This is a genomic window from Roseinatronobacter sp. (assembly GCF_051859525.1).
Taxonomy (GTDB): Bacteria; Pseudomonadota; Alphaproteobacteria; order Rhodobacterales; family Rhodobacteraceae; genus Roseinatronobacter.
Genome location: NZ_JBHYFM010000001.1, coordinates 45,579 through 62,644 on the forward strand (window position 1 = coordinate 45,579; position 17,066 = coordinate 62,644).

The window sequence follows — 17,066 nt, forward strand, 5'->3', positions numbered from 1 at the left end:
CCAATTTCTTAGGCGGTTGCTGACCGGCGTGCAAGGTGCCGCAGCTTTCGCACAAGGCGTCGTTTTTCCACCTTCGCATGTCGGCAAGGCTTGCCCAAAGGTGTGCAGGATTTGCAATCTAGGCGCAAATGACCCTTGCCGGAGAGTGCGAATGAAAACTCATGTCAAATCGCTTGTTGTGGGCGGCGGCGCTGTTGGCGCGTCCATTGCGTATCATCTGGCCAAGGCGGGTTGGGACACAATGCTGCTGGAACGCGACGAATTGACGTCGGGGTCAACATGGCATGCAGCGGGCCTGCTGCCCTTGTTCAATATGGGCTATGCAACCAGCCATATTCACGACTACAGCGTCAAATTCTATAAACAGCTGGAGGCAGAGACCGGCCTGAATGCGGGCTTTTATGTTGTGGGCAACCTGCGTATGGCGCAAACGCAGGCGCGCATGGATGAATATATGGTCTATGCCAGCACGGCGGAATCGGTGGGCATTCCCTATGAATGGATGACCCCTGCACAGATCAGGGAACGCTGGCCGCTGGTGCGCACCGAAGACCTGCAAGGGGCGATCTATCACCCGACAGACGGTTACATAAACCCCGCTGATGTGACGCAGGCCATGGCCAAGGGCGCGCGCCAGTTCGGGGCGGAAATCGTGCGCCGTGTGCAGGTCGATGCCTACCGCTGGACGGGGTCGGAATGGGTGGTGTCCTGCACCCGCATGGTCGAAAAGGGCGGCAATCTGGTCCCGTCTGAGGAGCAGTTTGAAATCACGGCTGAACATGTTGTCACCGCGACCGGCAACCATGCACAGCGCACCGCGCGCCTGCTGGGCATTAAAATTCCCGCTATTCCGGTGGAACACCAATATATTGTCACCGAACCCGACCCCATGCTGGTCGAATACCGCAAGAACCACCCCGAACACCCCGTTTTGCGCGATGCGGATGCAAAATGGTATGTGCGCGAAGAACGCGGCGGCTGGATTCTTGGCCCCTATGAACGCAATGCGCCCGCGTGTTTTGAATATGACGTGCCGCAATCCTTCCGCGCTGATCTGTTCCCGCTGGATCTTGACCGGATCGAGGAAGAATACATGTCCATGATCCACCGGATTCCCAGCTCGGAAACTGTGGGGCTTAAGGACGACTATAACGGCCCCATCTGCTACACGCCGGACGGCAATCCGCTGGTTGGCCCCGCACCGGGCCTGCGCAACATGTGGCTGGCCGAGGGGTTCAGTTTCGGCATTACCGCCGCAGGCGGCACAGGGCATTACCTTGCGCAGATGATGGTTCAGGGCGAGGCCGAGATCGACATGGCCGCCCTTGACCCCAAGCGCTACGGGTCATGGATGACCACGGAATATGCCGCGCGCAAGAATGAAGAATGCTATGAGCATGTCTATGTCCTGCACCACCCGGACGAGGAACGCGAAGCCTGCCGCCCGCTGCGCACGGCACCCTGCTATGACCGCGTAAAGGCGCAGGGCGCGCAATTTGGCTGCGTGAACGGGTGGGAGCGTCCGAATTACTACGCGCCCGAAGGTTTTGACGACCATGCATCGCGCAGCTTCCGCCGTGGCGGCTGGTGGCAATATGCGGTGGATGAAGCGCGCGCCATCCGCGAAGGGGTGGGCATGATCGACGCCACCGCGTTTACCAAACACCTTGTGCGCGGCCCCGGTGCGATCGCGTTTCTGGACTGGTTCACCTGCAACAAACTGCCCAAGGTGGGGCGCATCAACCTGACCTATGCGCTGACCGAAACCGGCACAACGCGCACCGAATATACCATCGTGCGACTGGCGCAGGATGAATATTACCTGATTTCCGCAGGCGCATGGACCGCCTATGACGGGGATTACCTGCGCAAGGCCGCCGAAGACAAGATGGCCGACTTCGGCTGGATCGACATCCATGACGTGACCACGCAATGGGGTGTTTTTGCTGTCGCAGGCCCCAAATCGCGCGATCTGCTGGGCAAGCTGGTCAAGGATGCCGAACCTGCGACCGTGCTGTCCAACAAGCGCTTCCCGTGGCTGTCGATGCGCAATATCGAATTGGGCATGTGCCCTGTGCGCGCAGTGCGCGTGGCCTACACGGGGGAACTGGGCTGGGAATTGCACCACCCGATCGAGATGCAGAATTACCTTTTCGACCAGATCATGGCTGCGGGCGCGGATGTGGGCCTGAAACTGGTGGGTGCGCGCGCACAGAACTGGCTGCGGCAGGAAAAATCCTACCGCGCCTTTGGCAACGAGTTGGGCCGCGACGCCACGCCACTGGAAGCGGATCTGCCACGCTTTGTGGATATGACCAAGGATTTCCACGGTAAATCCGCGATGCAGCAAACCGGCATTCGTGCCAAATGCTGCACGCTTCTGATTGACGGGCCAACCGATGCCGACCCATGGGGGCGTGAAGCGCTTTATGATGGTGACACGAAGGTCGGGCGCCTGACATCGGGCGGGTATTCCGTGGTATTCGGCAAATCCATTGGCATGGGTTATGTCCGCCCCGATCTGGCCGTAGAAGGAACACGGCTGAAGGTGCGGATGCTGAACCAGCTATGGGACGCTGTGGTGACTGCCGACAGCCCGTATGACCCGGAGAACGCGACACTGCGCAAGGACGGGTAAGGGGCGCAACGGCGGCTTGCGGTGCGTGCAGGCGGGCGCTATCGTGTCCGCCATGCAGCATGCCGCACCCGCCCCCAAAACCCGCCCCATACCGGCTGTGCTGGCTGTCGTCATTCGTGATGAACAGGCGTTATTGATCCAGCGCGCCAACCCGCCAGATGCGGGCCTGTGGGGGTTCCCGGGGGGCAAGCTGGAATTCGGTGAAACCCTGCTGGCGGCCGCAGAACGCGAATTGCTGGAAGAAACCGGTGTCAGGGCCGTCGCGCGGCGGGTATTCACGGCGCTTGATGCCTATGACCGCACACCAAACGGGGTAATCTTGCAGCATTTCGCCTTGATTGCGGTGCAATGTGACTGGCAAGGCGGGGAACCTGTCGCGGCAGATGATGCGCTGGATGCAAGATGGATGCCGGTCAACCAGATGGACCGCGCGCGCAATCTTAGTCTTGATGTGGCCCGCGTTGCACAACAGGCGGCGCGGGGATTGTAATCTTTTGCGCCGCTGGCATCCCGCGCTGCATTGAACCTGCCTTCTATCGCGCCTAGCTTGTGTGCAACCGCAGACCTGAAGGGCCATCCATGACAAACCCGCTTCTTACTGACTGGCAGACCGCGTTCCGGCTGCCCCCGTTCGCAACGATTACTGACGCGGATTTCGCGCCTGCCTTTGACGCCGCGATGCAGGACGGGCGCGCAGCCTATGCGGCGATTGCCGACAACCCCGACGCGCCCACATTCGCCAACACCATCGACGCGATGGAACGCGCCGATGACCTGCTGGACCGTGTGGCGGGGGTGTTTTTCAACCTGTCGGGCAGTGATTCCAACCCCGCGCGCGAAGCGTTGCAACGCGATTTGTCGCCCAAACTGTCGGCCTATTCGTCCGAGATCGTGAATAACCGCAAGCTGTTTGACCGGATTGAAACATTATGGACCAACCGCGACCAGTTGGACCTGAACGCCGAACAGGCGCGCGTGTTGATGCTGTATCGCCGTATGTTTGTGCGCGCGGGGGCTGCGCTGGACGGGGCGGATGCGGTGCGCCTGACCGATGTGAAATCGCGGCTTGCCAGTTTGGGAACGCAGTTCACGCAGAACCTGTTGGCGGATGAACGCGACTGGATGATGGTGCTGGATGACCTTGCGGGCCTGCCGGATTTCGTGATTGCCACGGCAAAAGCTGCGGCCCAGGAACGGGGGCACGATGGCCATCTCGTCACGCTGAACCGGTCGCTGATTGTGCCGTTCTTGCAGTTTTCGACGCGGCGGGACCTGCGCGAAAAAGCCTATCAGGCATGGACTGCGCGCGGCGCGAATGGCGGCGAAACCGACAACCGCGCGATTGCCGCTGAAATTCTGGCGCTGCGCCGTGAACGCGCGAACCTGCTGGGCTATGTGAATTTTGCCCGCTACAAGCTGGAAACCGAAATGGCGGGCACGCCAGACGCGGTGCGCGATTTGCTGATGCAAGTCTGGGCGCCCGCGCGCGCCAAGGCCATGGCCGATGCCGCCAGGCTGGAAGCGATGCTGCACGCCGATGGCTATGATGGCCCGTTGGAGCCGTGGGACTGGCGGTTCTATGCGGAGAAACTGCGCCGCGCGGAACATGATCTGGATGAGGCCGCGCTGAAACCCTATCTGTCGCTGGAAAATATGATCGCGGCCGCGTTCGACTGTGCGAACCGTCTGTTCGGGCTGGAATTCCGCGCGCTGGATGTGCCCCTGTACCACCCCGACGCCCGCGCATGGGAGGTGACGCGCAACGGCCAGCATATGGCGGTGTTCATTGGTGATTATTTCGCGCGCGGGTCCAAACGGTCGGGGGCGTGGTGTTCAACCATGCGCAGCCAGCGCAAGCTGGGCGGCGATGTGCGGCCCATCGTGGTGAATATCTGCAATTTCGCCAAGGGCGATCCGGCGCTGTTGTCCTATGACGATGCGCGCACGCTGTTTCACGAATTCGGGCACGCACTGCACCAGATTCTGTCTGATGTGACCTATGGGCTGATTTCCGGCACGTCGGTGGCACGCGATTTCGTGGAACTGCCCAGCCAGCTTTATGAACACTGGCTGGAAGTGCCCGAGGTGCTGGCCCGCCATGCGCGCCATGTGGACACAGGCGCGGCCATGCCGCAGGATATGCTGCACCGTCTACTTGCTGCGCAGAACTTCGATCAGGGCTTTGCGACGGTTGAATATGTGGCCTCCGCGCTGGTGGATCTGGAATTCCATGACGGCCCGCCCCCTGCCGACCCCATGCAGAAACAGGCGCAGGTGCTGGAAGGCTTGGGCATGCCCCGCGCGATCCGCATGCGCCATGCAACGCCGCATTTCGCGCATGTGTTTTCGGGTGATGGCTATTCCAGCGGATATTACAGCTATATGTGGTCCGAGGTGATGGACGCGGACGCGTTCGAGGCATTCCGCGAGGCAGGCAGCGCCTTTGATGCGCAAACCGCCCAGAATCTGGAACGCTTCATCCTGTCCGCTGGTGGCCGTGACGAGGCGGAAGCGCTGTACACCGCCTTTCGCGGGCGCATGCCGGGGGTGGACGCGATGCTAAAAGGGCGGGGGCTGGCTGCGTAAATAAAACGGGGGCGCAACGGGATGCGAAAGGCGCGGCGGCAAACCAGCCCCGTGAGCTTTGGAGTATGCCGCCTGCATAAAGTGGCCCCCAGATCGTCGGACCGGCAGTTCCGGCCCACTGCTGGCGCAGGCTGTCTTTCTGCCCCGTTCAGGCCAAGGGGCCGGAAAATTTCCGGCCCCGACTTTTTACAAACATTGTAACTGCGTCAGATCGCGTAGCGCAGCACCGCCGCCAGTTCTGCCTCTTGCGGGATATCCGCACGGCGCACGGCAATCACCTTGCCGCCATTTGCCAGAACGCGCCCTGCGATTTCGTCAATCACACCATAGCTGACGGCGCTTTGGTCAGTGTCAAATGTCACTTCGCCGGTCGTTTCATCCACAAGCCCCGGCACCACGCTGTCCATATCCACAAGAAGCGTATCCACGGCCCCGAAGGTTGCCGCCCGTGCGGCGCGGGCCACCTGCGTCGTCGCGCGCCCTTCGTTTTCGCGCGCGGCATACAGTGCCCCAAACGCCTTGATTGACGCGTCATTGATGCCATCGACAATTTCGCGCGCCTGTGCGCCCAGTTCATGGGCCGGCACCCGCGCTGGGCTGGTGGTGATGGCGTGCTGCGCCAGATGCGGGTAGGTGTTGATGGACCGGTACATGGACAAAAGCGGGTCCGTCGCCGCCAGAATCAACGGCTCGCTGCGGCCCGACAGCATGGCCCGCAGACCGGCATCAACTGCACGCGCATATTGGCGAAGATGGTGTTTCTGCCCTTCGCCACCGCCCTGACGCCCTGAATAGCTGCGCGAATTGACATTTGCGGTGCCCGCAACCGATGCGGCATCCTTGGGCAGGTCGGGCAGCCTGATTTCCTGCGCGGGCTGATCGCCCAGCAATTCGATCACGCGCACCTCGTTTTCGGCCAGCGCCAGCACGAAGGCGTGCTGCGGCATGGACACGGCCCGCAACAAGGGTTTCAGATGAAACCTGTCGGCCACTTGCACGGTTTCCGACAGGTGATTGGGCAAGCGGTAGCTGCGCAGGCTGTCAGGGGTTACGAAAATGGCCAGCGAATTGGCCTGCAGCCGCCAGAAATCATCATCATCCATCAGGTCATGCAACTGTTCCTCAATCGGCCATATGGTGCGCTTGGCAACGCCTGCCTGCGCAAGCTGTTCCACGGCATCTTGTGTCAGTTGCTTCAGTTTTGTGCGGGCGGTATCGATATGCTGGGTTTCCGGCGTGGTTTTCAGATAGATGCTGATCTGCGCCTCGCCGCGGGCTGAAATAAGGTGGCCCAGCTCGGTCTGGCTTGGAATATCTACATAAAGCATGATCTCATAACTCCTGTTTGAATGACATGACCCTGAATGACAGGTCAGCTACGGGGCCACAACTGTGACGCAGTGACCATTTTGTGAAAGAATTCCGGTTTTGGGCCAATTTCACAGCTCTGTGACGGTTGCAGCCCCCAAAACCCCTTCCTATATAGCGCTCAAGCCGCCCCGCTTGGGGCATCGCATAGCAAAACAGATGGGCCGGGGCCTGACAGGACCAGCCCGCTGCCACATCGCTTGAAGTAGAGGATGCACATCATGGCTAAAGTCATCGGGATTGACCTTGGGACCACCAACTCTTGTGTTGCCATCATGGACGGGGCAGCAGCACGGGTTATCGAAAACGCCGAAGGCGCGCGCACCACGCCGTCCATCGTGGCATTTACGGAAAACGAACGTCTTGTCGGCCAGCCTGCGAAACGTCAGGCGGTGACCAACCCCACCAACACTGTGTTTGCCGTCAAGCGCCTGATCGGGCGTCGCCTGACCGATGCCGAAGTGGAAAAGGACAAGAACCTTGTTCCCTATAACATCATTGATGGGGGCAATGGCGATGCATGGGTCGAATCGCGCGGCGAAAAATACAGCCCCAGCCAGATTTCGGCTTTCATCCTGCAAAAGATGAAGGAAACCGCCGAAAGCTATCTTGGCGAAAAGGTCACGCAGGCCGTGATCACTGTGCCCGCCTATTTCAATGATGCCCAGCGTCAGGCCACCAAGGACGCAGGCAAGATTGCCGGTCTGGAAGTCCTGCGCATCATCAACGAACCGACCGCTGCGGCGCTGGCCTATGGTCTGGACAAGAAAGAAACGCGCACCATTGCAGTCTATGACCTTGGTGGCGGCACGTTCGACATTACCATTCTGGAAATCGATGATGGCCTGTTCGAGGTGAAATCGACCAACGGGGACACGTTCCTTGGTGGTGAGGATTTCGACATGCGCATCGTCAATTACCTTGCGGGTGAGTTCAAGAAAGAGAACGGCGTTGACCTGACGATGGACAAGATGGCGCTTCAGCGCCTGAAGGAAGCCGCCGAGAAAGCCAAGATCGAACTGTCCAGCTCCAGCCAGACGGAAATCAACCAGCCCTTCATCAGCATGGACAAGAACACCGGCCAGCCGTTGCACCTTGTCATGAAGCTGACCCGCGCCAAGCTGGAATCGCTGGTGGGCGACCTGATCAAGAACTCGCTGAAGCCTTGCGCCGCCGCGCTGAAAGATGCTGGCCTGTCCAAAGGCGACATTGACGAGGTTATTCTTGTGGGCGGCATGACCCGCATGCCCAAAGTGATTGAAGAAGTGACCAATTTCTTCGGCAAGGAACCCCATAAGGGCGTGAACCCTGACGAAGTTGTGGCCATGGGCGCGGCCATTCAGGCCGGTGTTCTGCAAGGTGACGTCAAGGATGTTGTTCTGCTGGATGTGACGCCGCTGTCGCTGGGTATTGAAACGCTGGGCGGTGTGTTCACCCGCCTGATCGACCGCAACACCACCATCCCGACCAAGAAATCGCAGGTTTTCTCGACCGCCGAGGATCACCAGAACGCCGTGACCATCCGCGTGTTCCAGGGTGAACGGGAAATGGCCGCAGACAACAAAATGCTGGGCCAGTTCAATCTGGAAGAAATCCCGCCCGCACCGCGCGGCATGCCCCAGATCGAAGTGACATTCGACATTGATGCCAACGGCATTGTCAACGTGTCTGCCAAGGACAAGGGCACCGGCAAGGAACAGAAGATCACGATTCAGGCGTCGGGCGGGTTGTCCGATGATGATATCGAAAAAATGGTCAAGGATGCCGAAGCCAATGCCGAGGCCGACAAGCAACGCCGTGAACTGGTCGAGGCACGCAATCAGGCCGAAAGCCTGATCCACTCGACCGAGAAGGCCGTGGAAGAGCATAAGGACAAGGTCGACCCGACCACGGTTGAAGCGATCGAACTGGCCGTGGCCGCGCTGAAGGAAACGGTTGAAGGCGATGACGCGGGCAAGATCAAGTCGGGCATCCAGAACGTGACCGAGGCGTCAATGAAGCTGGGCGAGGCCATTTACAAGGCACAGGCAGAAGCCGCCGAAGGCGCGGATGCCGGTGAAGATGAGCCGCGCAGTGTTGACGATGACATCGTCGATGCCGATTTCGAAGATCTTGACGACAACAAGCGCAGCTAAACCCCTTGGCACGAAACCCGCAGCCGGTCTGACCCCGTTCAGGCCGGTTGCATCATTGGAAAGTAAGTCCACATGGCCAAACGCGATTTCTATGAAGTTCTGGGTGTCAGCCGGTCCGCATCGAGCGAGGAAATCAAGAAAGCCTATCGCAAAAAGGCCAAGGAACTGCATCCGGACCGCAATTCCGACAACCCCAATGCCGAAGCGCAGTTCAAGGAAGCCAATGAAGCCTATGACGCGCTGAAAGATCCCGACCGCAAGGCCGCCTATGACCGGTTTGGTCACGCAGCATTTGACGGCAGCATGGGCGGCGGGGGCGGACATCCTGGCGCGCGCGGTGGCGGTTTCGGCGGCAATGGCGATTTTGCCAGCGCGTTTTCTGACGTTTTTGAAGATTTGTTCGGTGACTTCGTCGGTGGCGGACGTGGTGGTGCGCGCACGCGCGCCAGTCGCGGGTCGGACCTGCGCTATAACCTGCGCATCACGCTGGAAGAAGCGTTTGGCGGAACCCGCAAGACCATTCGCGTGCCGCGCCTGTCGCAATGCGAATCCTGTAACGGCACCGGCGCCGAAGGGGGCGCGGAACCTGTTACTTGTCCGACCTGTTCGGGCATGGGCAAGGTGCGTGCGCAGCAGGGCTTTTTCACGGTGGAACGCACCTGTCCGACCTGTGGCGGCAACGGCCAGATCGTCAAGAACCCCTGCGGGGCATGCGGCGGCGCCGGGCGCGTGGAGAAGGAATCCACCTTGTCGGTCAATATTCCCGCAGGCGTGGAAACCGGCACGCGCATTCGCCTGTCCGGCGAGGGCGAGGCAGGGCTGCGTGGCGGCCCTGCGGGGGATCTGTATATCTTCGTCAATGTGGCCGAGCACCAGATATTCAAGCGTGATGGTGTGACGCTTTATTGTCATGTTCCGGTCAGCATGGCCCGCGCCGCCCTTGGCGGCGAGGTCGAGGTGCCCACGATTGACGGCGGGCGTTCGCGTGTCAAGGTTCCCGCCGGCAGCCAGTCGGGTCGGCAAATGCGTCTGCGTGGCAAGGGCATGCCCGCGCTGCGCGGTGGCGGGCAGGGCGATATGCTGATTGAACTGGCCGTTGAAACGCCGGTGAACCTGACCACGCGGCAGAAGGAACTGCTGGCAGAGTTTGAAAAGCTGAGTGCGGAAAACAACCCCGAAAGCAGCGGCTTTTTCGACAAGGTCAAAAGCTTCTGGGATGGCATGAAAAACTGACCCTGCGCTGGGCATGGTTAACGGTTTCTTAGCCCTTTGCGGGCAAGCTGCTGGCCATGAAACAGGATAGTTCAGGGTTTGCAGATGCGGGTTTGCCCCTTTTCGCCGAAGGGGCCACCACGCCGTCAGGCGCGGCAGTGCCATCCTACCTGCGTGATCACCGCAAACGATTGCGCGCGCGCTTTCTTGACGGTGGCGCGGATGCGATGCCGGATTATGAATTGCTGGAATTACTGCTGTTTCGTGCCATCCCGCGACAGGATGTGAAGCCGCTTGCGCGTGTGTTGATGGACATGTTCGGCGACCTGAACCGTGTTATTGCCGCACCGCCTGCACGGTTGCGCAGTGTGGCTGGTGTCGGGGAGGCAGTGATTGCCGAACTGAAACTTGTAGAAGCCTGCGCACAGCGTATGGCGCGCGCCAAAGTCATGAACAGACCGGTGATTTCCAGTTGGGCGGCATTGCTGGATTATTGTCATACGGCCATGTCGCACCGCGACACGGAACAGTTTCGCGTGTTGTTTCTGGACCGCAAGAATGTCCTTGTCGCGGATGAGGCGCAGGGGCAGGGCACGGTGGATCATGTGCCGGTCTATCCGCGCGAAATTCTGCGCCGCGCGTTGGAACTGAATGCATCTGCGTTGATATTGGTGCACAATCACCCGTCGGGTGACCCGACCCCGTCACAGGCAGATATCGACATGACACAGACCATTCTTGCCGCCTGCGATGCGTTGTCGATAACCCTGCATGATCATATTGTTATCGGACAATCGTGCGAATTGAGTTTTCGCAGCAGCGGGTTGCTGTAGCGGCAAGGCGCTTGGCGCGGCGCTTAACGTGCGCTGATTTCCGGTTCTTCCTGACTGTTGGCAAGGACCAGCGCGTCATCTTCCGCGTCCAGCGGTTGCGCGTGCTGTGCATATTCGAACGGCAGCGAAATCACGGCCATCCCCTGATCCTGTCCGCAATCGGGCATGGCCAGCGACAGTTCTTTCAGGCCCGCTGTCTGCCCGCCATTGCTTTGCAAGATATAGGCGGACAGGTCCTTGCCGCAGCTGCGCAGGTCATGGGCCGCTTCCAGTTCCACCCGTGCCATGGTCAGCAACTCGGTCGGCACGGAATAGATATGTGCCAGCATGTCTTCGGGGCCGCGCGCTTCGCCCAGCCCGATGATGAAGGCTTCCTGAAGGTCGGGGTCAAACGGGCTTGATGCGTGGACATGGCCACTGCTGCCATATTCCGCGCCACGGTGGAAGGCATGTAGGCTAAGGCCGATATCGCCGGTCCACTGAACGATGACACGGTGGTGCAATGCGACATCCTCGACCAGTGTGCGGGCCTGCAACAATGTGCCATCCGCCAGATATACGTCGATGCTGGCATCTTCGGACAGCGCGGGAATATAGGCGGACAACATGCCATCCTCATCGGTGTAAGCGCTGAATGCCAGATCACCATGGCTGACCACAACACGTTCCGACATATGGCACGGGGCCACAATATTCATGTTCACAAGCGCGTCGATGCTGGGCTCCAGTGTCATATGCGCCGTGCAATCTGCGGGGTGTTCGTCAAGGACCGCCTCGGCCAGTTCCAACGCAAGATCGGGGCGGAAATCTGCATCCAGACGCGGTGTCCCATCACTGCGAAGATCGGTATCCAGCGCCCCCAGAACCAGTTCGGGCTGGTTGGCCGCTGCGGCGGGTGACATCTCGGCGGGGGCGGCGTCAGTGGCAAGGTGCAGAACGGGTTCCTGTGATGCATCGACAGCGGCAGGGGCAGGGGCGGGATTGCCCGGTTCGGCCGCCAGCGACCCCGCACCGATCAGGCTTGCGCCGACAACGCCGCCGTTGCCATGTTCGGCCGCAGGTTTGGTCTGGGTCCGGGCCGTGTGCTGTTGTCCGTCACCGATGAATTCCTTGGCTGCAAAGATTGAGGCGGCGATGCCGGCAATGGCGATTGCGGTTCCGCGAATAACGATTTGACGGTTCATGACATGCTCCAGACACTAAAACTCAGCCTGTCTGATGGCAGGTGATTCTGGCTGGAATTGGGCCAAAGATTGACGTTTATGTCAGATTGTCCCTGCCCGAGCTGTGGGGGGACAATCCATATGCGGCGTCAGGTGGTCTTGAGGTTTTTCCATGTTTGCGCGGCGTATTTGTCCAGTTCCAGAACCATCAGCAGGATCACGCCCGCCAGCGCACATTGGGCCAGTTGCCATGCACTTAACGCGACTGTGTCAAACAGGGTTTGCATGACCGGCAAATATGTGAACACCGCTTGCAGCACCACCACCAGTGCGACAGCGATCAACACCGCCGGTGTGCCTTTTACGCCGTCCCATGTCATGGAGGCCCCCTGCCGGTAGCGCACGGAAAACAGGTAGAATACCTCCATGGCGACAAGGGTGTTCAGCGCCATGGTGCGCGCCTCATCCAGCCCTGCACCCTGTGCCTGTGCCAGCCCGAACTGTCCGAAAATGCCAATGGCAAACAGGATGGACACCAGAAACACCCGCCACAGGATAAAGCGCGACATGATCGGCGCATGGGCAGGGCGGGGCGGCTGGCGCATGATCCCTGCCTCGGCGCGTTCAAAGGCCAGCGACATGGCCAGCGCCACCGAACTGACCATATTGACCCACAGAATTTGCAGGGGCGTGATGGGCAGCATCAGCCCGAACAACACAGCTATGATCAGGGAAATCGACTCTCCTCCGTTCACCGGCAGCAGGAATGTGATCACCTTCTTCAGGTTGGCATAGACCGCGCGCCCCTGTTTGACAGCTTCCGCGATCGAGGCGAAATTGTCATCGGCCAGAACAAAATCCGACGCCTCGCGCGCGGCCTCGGACCCTTTTTGTCCCATGGCAATGCCCGCATCCGCGCGTTTCAGGGCGGGCGCGTCATTCACCCCGTCGCCCGTCATGGCCACCACCGCCCCGCGTGCCTGAAGTGCCTGCACCAGTCGCAGCTTGTGTTCGGGGCTGGTGCGCGCGAATATGTCGGTGCGGCGGATCGCAGCTTCCAGCGTGGTGTCGTCCATCTGGTCAATCTCGGCGCCGGTCAGGGGCGTGTCGGTGCGTTCAAGCCCGATCTGGCGGCCAATCGCGGCGGCAGTTCCGGCATGGTCGCCGGTGATCATCTTGACGGAAATTCCGGCGCGGTGGCATTCGGCAACGGCGGCGATGGCTTCGTCGCGCGGCGGGTCGATCAGCCCGACCAGACCTACCAGAACAAGCCCCTTCGCCACAGTTTCATGGCTCAGGTCGTCGCCGCCATGGTCCATTTGTGCCAGCGCCAGAACCCGCTGGCCGTCATTGGCAATGGTCTGGGCCGCATCATTCCAGTAGGCGCGCTGCAGCGGCTGCGGCCCGTCCGGCCCCATTTGCCGGTCACAATGCGCAATCACCTGTTCAGGCGCGCCTTTCAGCAGGACAAGCCCTTCATGCAGCACCGCCATATAGCGGTAGCGCGCATCGAACGGAATGCTGGCGCGTGGCTTCGGGCGCTGGTCGGGGTCACGCCCCGCCCGTGCGGCGAAGGCCAGCAACGCGCCTTCCATCGGGTCCCCCTCGACGCGCCAGCCCTGCGGGCCTTGCACAAGGGCCGCAGTGTTGCACAAGGCAGCAATTCTGGCCATCGCGTCCAGCGTTGCGCGGTGGCCGCCATCGATGTGCCCGTCGGGGGAATAGCCGTCGCCTGTCACACTCAGCGTGTCTGCCGCAGTCACGACCGAGGCGACCATCATCTCGTTGCGGGTCAATGTGCCGGTTTTATCCGAACAGATTGTGGATACCGCGCCCAGTGTCTCGATGATCGGCAGGCGGCGGATAATGGCGTTGCGCCGTGCCATGGTCTGCACGCCTATGGCCAGTGTGACTGTCAGCACTGCGGGCAATCCTTCGGGGATGGCGGCCACGAACAGGCCCACGACGATCATGAATGCCTCGGCGAAAGGGGTGTCGCGGAACGTTACCGTGAAGGCCAGTATCCCTGCGGACAGTGCCAGAATGAACCCTGTCAGGTATTTCGCAAAGGCCTCCATCTGGCGGATCAGCGGGGTTTTCAACGTCTGGACCTGACCCATCATTGTGCTGATGCGGCCAATCTCGGTGTTTTTGCCTGTTGCGGTGACAACCCCTGTTGCGGTGCCTTCGGCAACCATGGTGCCACTGAACGCCATGCTTTTGCGGTCGCCCAGATCTGCGGCGCTGTCCACAGGGGCAACAGACTTGCGCACAGGCACGGATTCGCCTGTCAGAATAGCTTCTTCTACCGACAGCCCTGCAACGTCCAACAAGCGCAGATCTGCGGGAACCTTGTCGCCTGCATCCAGCAGCACAATGTCACCGGGCACCAGATCAACGCCTGCGATGGCCTGCCTTTTGCCTGCGCGAATGACATTTGCCTTGGGCGCAAGCATGTCGCGCAATGCGTCAAGCGCCGCTTCGGCGCGGCCTTCCTGAACGAAACCGATTACGGCATTGATGATGACCACAGCCATGATGACGCCTGTATCAATCCAGTGCCCCAACGCGGCGGTAATCAGCGCGGCCGCCATCAGGACCAGAATCAGCACATTGTTGAACTGCCGCGCCAGTCGCATCAGCGGGCCGGGGCGGGGGGCTTGTGGCAACATGTTCGGGCCGTGGCGGTCCTGCCGCTGGCTTATCTGCTCCGGCGGCAGCCCGTCGGGCTGGCTGTCAAGCGCTGTTAGAACGTCCTGAGCGGGGCTTGCCCAAGCTGTGCAGTTTTCGCGCATGTCATCACTTTCTTGTCTTGTGCTTGTCTGCCGATCTAACAGGTTATGGTGGGTGATGGTTTGATCCTGCGCAACCCGCAACGCCGGTTTTCCTGACGATTTGCGTCGACATGACGCCGCTGCGGCCCTAACGTGGGCAAACCTGCCAAATGGGAGGGGGAGGCATATTCTGCCCGCCCTCTCTCAGACCTGTGGAACGCTGATGCTGGACCCCGAAGACTCTGCATTGTTGTTGAAGCTGGGCGATGCCGCGTCGCACAAATGCGCGTGGGACGGGTTTCTTAAGGAATTTGCGATAGTGTTCCAGACAGACGCGGTGCAGCTTTTCGTGCCGCCGCAGGTTTGGGGCTGGGACAAGGCGGGCGCGATGCAGCGTGACGTTGTGCCAATGCCCTTGTTGTTTTCAGGGTTGCGTGCTGGTCGCGTATATTCGGGCGAGGAATTGCGCGACCGCGCGCTTGCGCAGGAAATGAAATGGTTGGGCAAGGATAACCGCGCAGTCGGTTTGCCTGTGGCCCATGGCCCCGCCTGTCTGGTGTTGCGCCGTGACAAACTGGCGTTTCGTGGCGCCGATACAGCGCGGCTGGCCGCGTTCGCGCCGCATATCGCGCAGGCACTGGACCAGTGGCACGCCACGCAGGCTGCGGCTTTGCAACTGAACCGGCTGCATGACATGGCGCGCAGGGTCGGGGTGGGCGGTGTCGCGCTGGATGTCGCCAGATCCGTGATACTGGATGTGGACCAGACCGCCGCCCGCCTGTTGCTTGAAAACGGGCTGGAGGCGCGTGCAGTGCTGGACAGCGCCAGAACACATGCCGCGCCCGCTGTGGTTGCCTTGGGGTCGGGCCTTGAAATGCTGGTTCTGGCGGATGAGGTCGCCGCCGGTCAGGTGATGGCCTATTTGCGCCAGACCGATGCGCCCTTGCCCGATGCCGCCCGTATTGCCGCCGCGCTTGGCATTTCGCGCGCCGAGGCGCGGTTGGCCCGCGCGCTGGGCGAGGGGGCGTCGCTGAACGCTGCCGCAGCCCGTCTGGGCCTGAGCGTGGAAACTGCACGGAATTATTCCAAACGGATCTATGCACGCAGCGGCCTGCGCGGGCAGGCGGCATTGGTGCGCTACCTGTGGTGCAGCGCCCTGTTGCTTGCGCGCTGATCAGACCCGATGCCCAACAGAAAGATTGTGCCATCCCCCACGAGGCGTTAAGACTTGTGCTATAACATGTTTCATCAGCCCTGAGTGCCCCAGAAGAAGGCACATGGACAGTTTGGGCGGGCAAGGAATAGGGCAGTTCGGAAATGACAGAAGCAATGTCACGGCGCGAAATCGAGGATGTGTTGTCCTCTATCCGCAGGTTGGTCGCACAGGACCCCCCCCGACAAGAGCAGTCAGCGCCGGAAAATGGTGCTGAAGCTGCGCCTAGCAAGTTGATTTTGACATCCGAATTGCGCGTGGCCGATGGGCCGGTTCAGCCCGCACCGGACAGCCCGGCGCCCGTGGACGCAGACCCCGAAACGCCAGCGGAAATGCCGGCCGCAGCGGATGCGGAACCTGATACGCCCGCGCAGGCGGCCCAAACCCCAAGCGCAATTCACATGTTGCGCGCGATGAACCAGCGCGTTTCAGACCATCGGGCGGCAGGTGTGCAGGACGCGGCCGCAGCGCGGGCGGATGATGATGCGGCACCCACCAGCGCGCAGGGTGGCACAGATGATGATCGCGATCTGGCGCTGGAGGCGACGCTTGCACGGCTTGAACAAGCATTGTCGCAACCCGAAACGTCGCAACCCGAAACGCGGACCGCGCCGGATAGCGCAGCGCAAATCCCGTTGCCCGATGGTGAGGGCACTGCACCAGCCGTGCCCGAGCACCAGCGCAGCGCCTTGTCGCCGGATGAACCGGTCATCGATGAAGCGATGCTGTATCAGATCGTCGCAAATATCGTCCGGCAGGAATTGCAAGGCGAGTTGGGTGAACGGATCACGCGCAATATCCGCAAACTGGTTCGGGCCGAAGTGGCGCGTGAATTGCAACTGCGCAAGTCCTGAGAGCAGGTTGCCGGACGGCGAATATGGCCTTAGGCGGCCCTTCGCACCTGAATAAAGTCCGCGCCATCGGTGGGCCGGGGGCTGCCGATCCAAGGTTGGTGAAGTTCACTTTATGCTGGCTGCATACGCCTGACTTCAAAGGCTTGGCGTGTCATCAGCCAAATCGGCAGGCCGCGGGACGGCCCGCCGATGGCGCGGGCCACCTGCGGCCTTGGCTCCGCGCCTTGGGACGATACCCAGCGACCGCTTCAGACCACGAACCACCCGCAAACCGGATGTTTCAGCCGAAC

At 60.8% G+C, this 17,066-nt stretch carries 11 protein-coding genes; 8 read left to right on the top strand and 3 right to left on the bottom strand.

All coding sequences use genetic code 11. The features are described from left to right. The first annotated feature begins 151 nt into the window (after nt 1-151). The 3 genes from ACTIE1_RS00265 (at nt 152) to ACTIE1_RS00275 (ending at nt 5,224) form a co-directional block, all read left to right on the top strand. A complete protein-coding gene (locus ACTIE1_RS00265) occupies nt 152-2,638 on the top strand; it encodes a GcvT family protein (protein ID WP_439560376.1) in 2,487 nt (828 codons plus the stop codon). A gap of 52 nt (nt 2,639-2,690) precedes the next feature. Continuing rightward, a complete protein-coding gene (locus ACTIE1_RS00270) occupies nt 2,691-3,128 on the top strand; it encodes an NUDIX hydrolase (RefSeq protein ID WP_439560565.1) in 438 nt (145 codons plus the stop codon). A gap of 89 nt (nt 3,129-3,217) precedes the next feature. Then, nucleotides 3,218-5,224, top strand: a complete 2,007-nt coding sequence (locus ACTIE1_RS00275; protein ID WP_439560375.1) for a M3 family metallopeptidase — start codon at nt 3,218-3,220, stop codon at nt 5,222-5,224. Nucleotides 5,225-5,430: 206 nt separating this feature from the next. Here ACTIE1_RS00275 and ACTIE1_RS00280 read toward each other — a convergent pair whose 3' ends face one another. Further along, nucleotides 5,431-6,552, bottom strand: a complete 1,122-nt coding sequence (locus ACTIE1_RS00280) for a baeRF11 domain-containing protein (RefSeq protein ID WP_439560374.1) — start codon at nt 6,550-6,552, stop codon at nt 5,431-5,433. 261 nt (nt 6,553-6,813) lie between these two features. Between ACTIE1_RS00280 and dnaK the strand changes: the two genes are divergently transcribed. The 3 genes from dnaK (at nt 6,814) to radC (ending at nt 10,772) form a co-directional block, all read left to right on the top strand. After that, the gene (dnaK, locus tag ACTIE1_RS00285) at nt 6,814-8,727 is read left to right on the top strand and encodes a molecular chaperone DnaK (RefSeq protein ID WP_439560373.1); all 1,914 of its coding nucleotides are present in this window, start codon (nt 6,814-6,816) and stop codon (nt 8,725-8,727) included. Nucleotides 8,728-8,799: 72 nt separating this feature from the next. Continuing rightward, on the top strand, nt 8,800-9,960 hold the full coding sequence (dnaJ, locus tag ACTIE1_RS00290; RefSeq protein ID WP_439560372.1) for a molecular chaperone DnaJ: 1,161 nt from the start codon (nt 8,800-8,802) through the stop codon (nt 9,958-9,960). 56 nt (nt 9,961-10,016) lie between these two features. Beyond that, nucleotides 10,017-10,772 carry a RadC family protein gene (gene radC, locus ACTIE1_RS00295; RefSeq protein ID WP_439560371.1) on the top strand — a complete coding sequence of 252 codons (756 nt, stop codon included), beginning with the start codon at nt 10,017-10,019 and terminating at the stop codon, nt 10,770-10,772. Between the two features lie 23 nt (nt 10,773-10,795). Here the strand turns inward: radC and ACTIE1_RS00300 are convergent, their stop codons facing one another. Further along, on the bottom strand, nt 10,796-11,956 hold the full coding sequence (locus ACTIE1_RS00300; protein ID WP_439560370.1) for a hypothetical protein: 1,161 nt from the start codon (nt 11,954-11,956) through the stop codon (nt 10,796-10,798). 128 nt (nt 11,957-12,084) lie between these two features. Continuing rightward, nucleotides 12,085-14,730 carry a cation-translocating P-type ATPase gene (locus tag ACTIE1_RS00305; protein WP_439560369.1) on the bottom strand — a complete coding sequence of 882 codons (2,646 nt, stop codon included), beginning with the start codon at nt 14,728-14,730 and terminating at the stop codon, nt 12,085-12,087. 202 nt (nt 14,731-14,932) lie between these two features. Between ACTIE1_RS00305 and ACTIE1_RS00310 the strand changes: the two genes are divergently transcribed. Beyond that, nucleotides 14,933-15,883, top strand: a complete 951-nt coding sequence (locus ACTIE1_RS00310; protein WP_439563212.1) for a helix-turn-helix transcriptional regulator — start codon at nt 14,933-14,935, stop codon at nt 15,881-15,883. Nucleotides 15,884-16,038: 155 nt separating this feature from the next. After that, nucleotides 16,039-16,776: a hypothetical protein gene (locus ACTIE1_RS00315; protein ID WP_439563213.1), complete on the top strand. Its 738-nt coding sequence runs from the start codon at nt 16,039-16,041 to the stop codon at nt 16,774-16,776. The last annotated feature ends 290 nt before the right edge of the window (nt 16,777-17,066 follow it).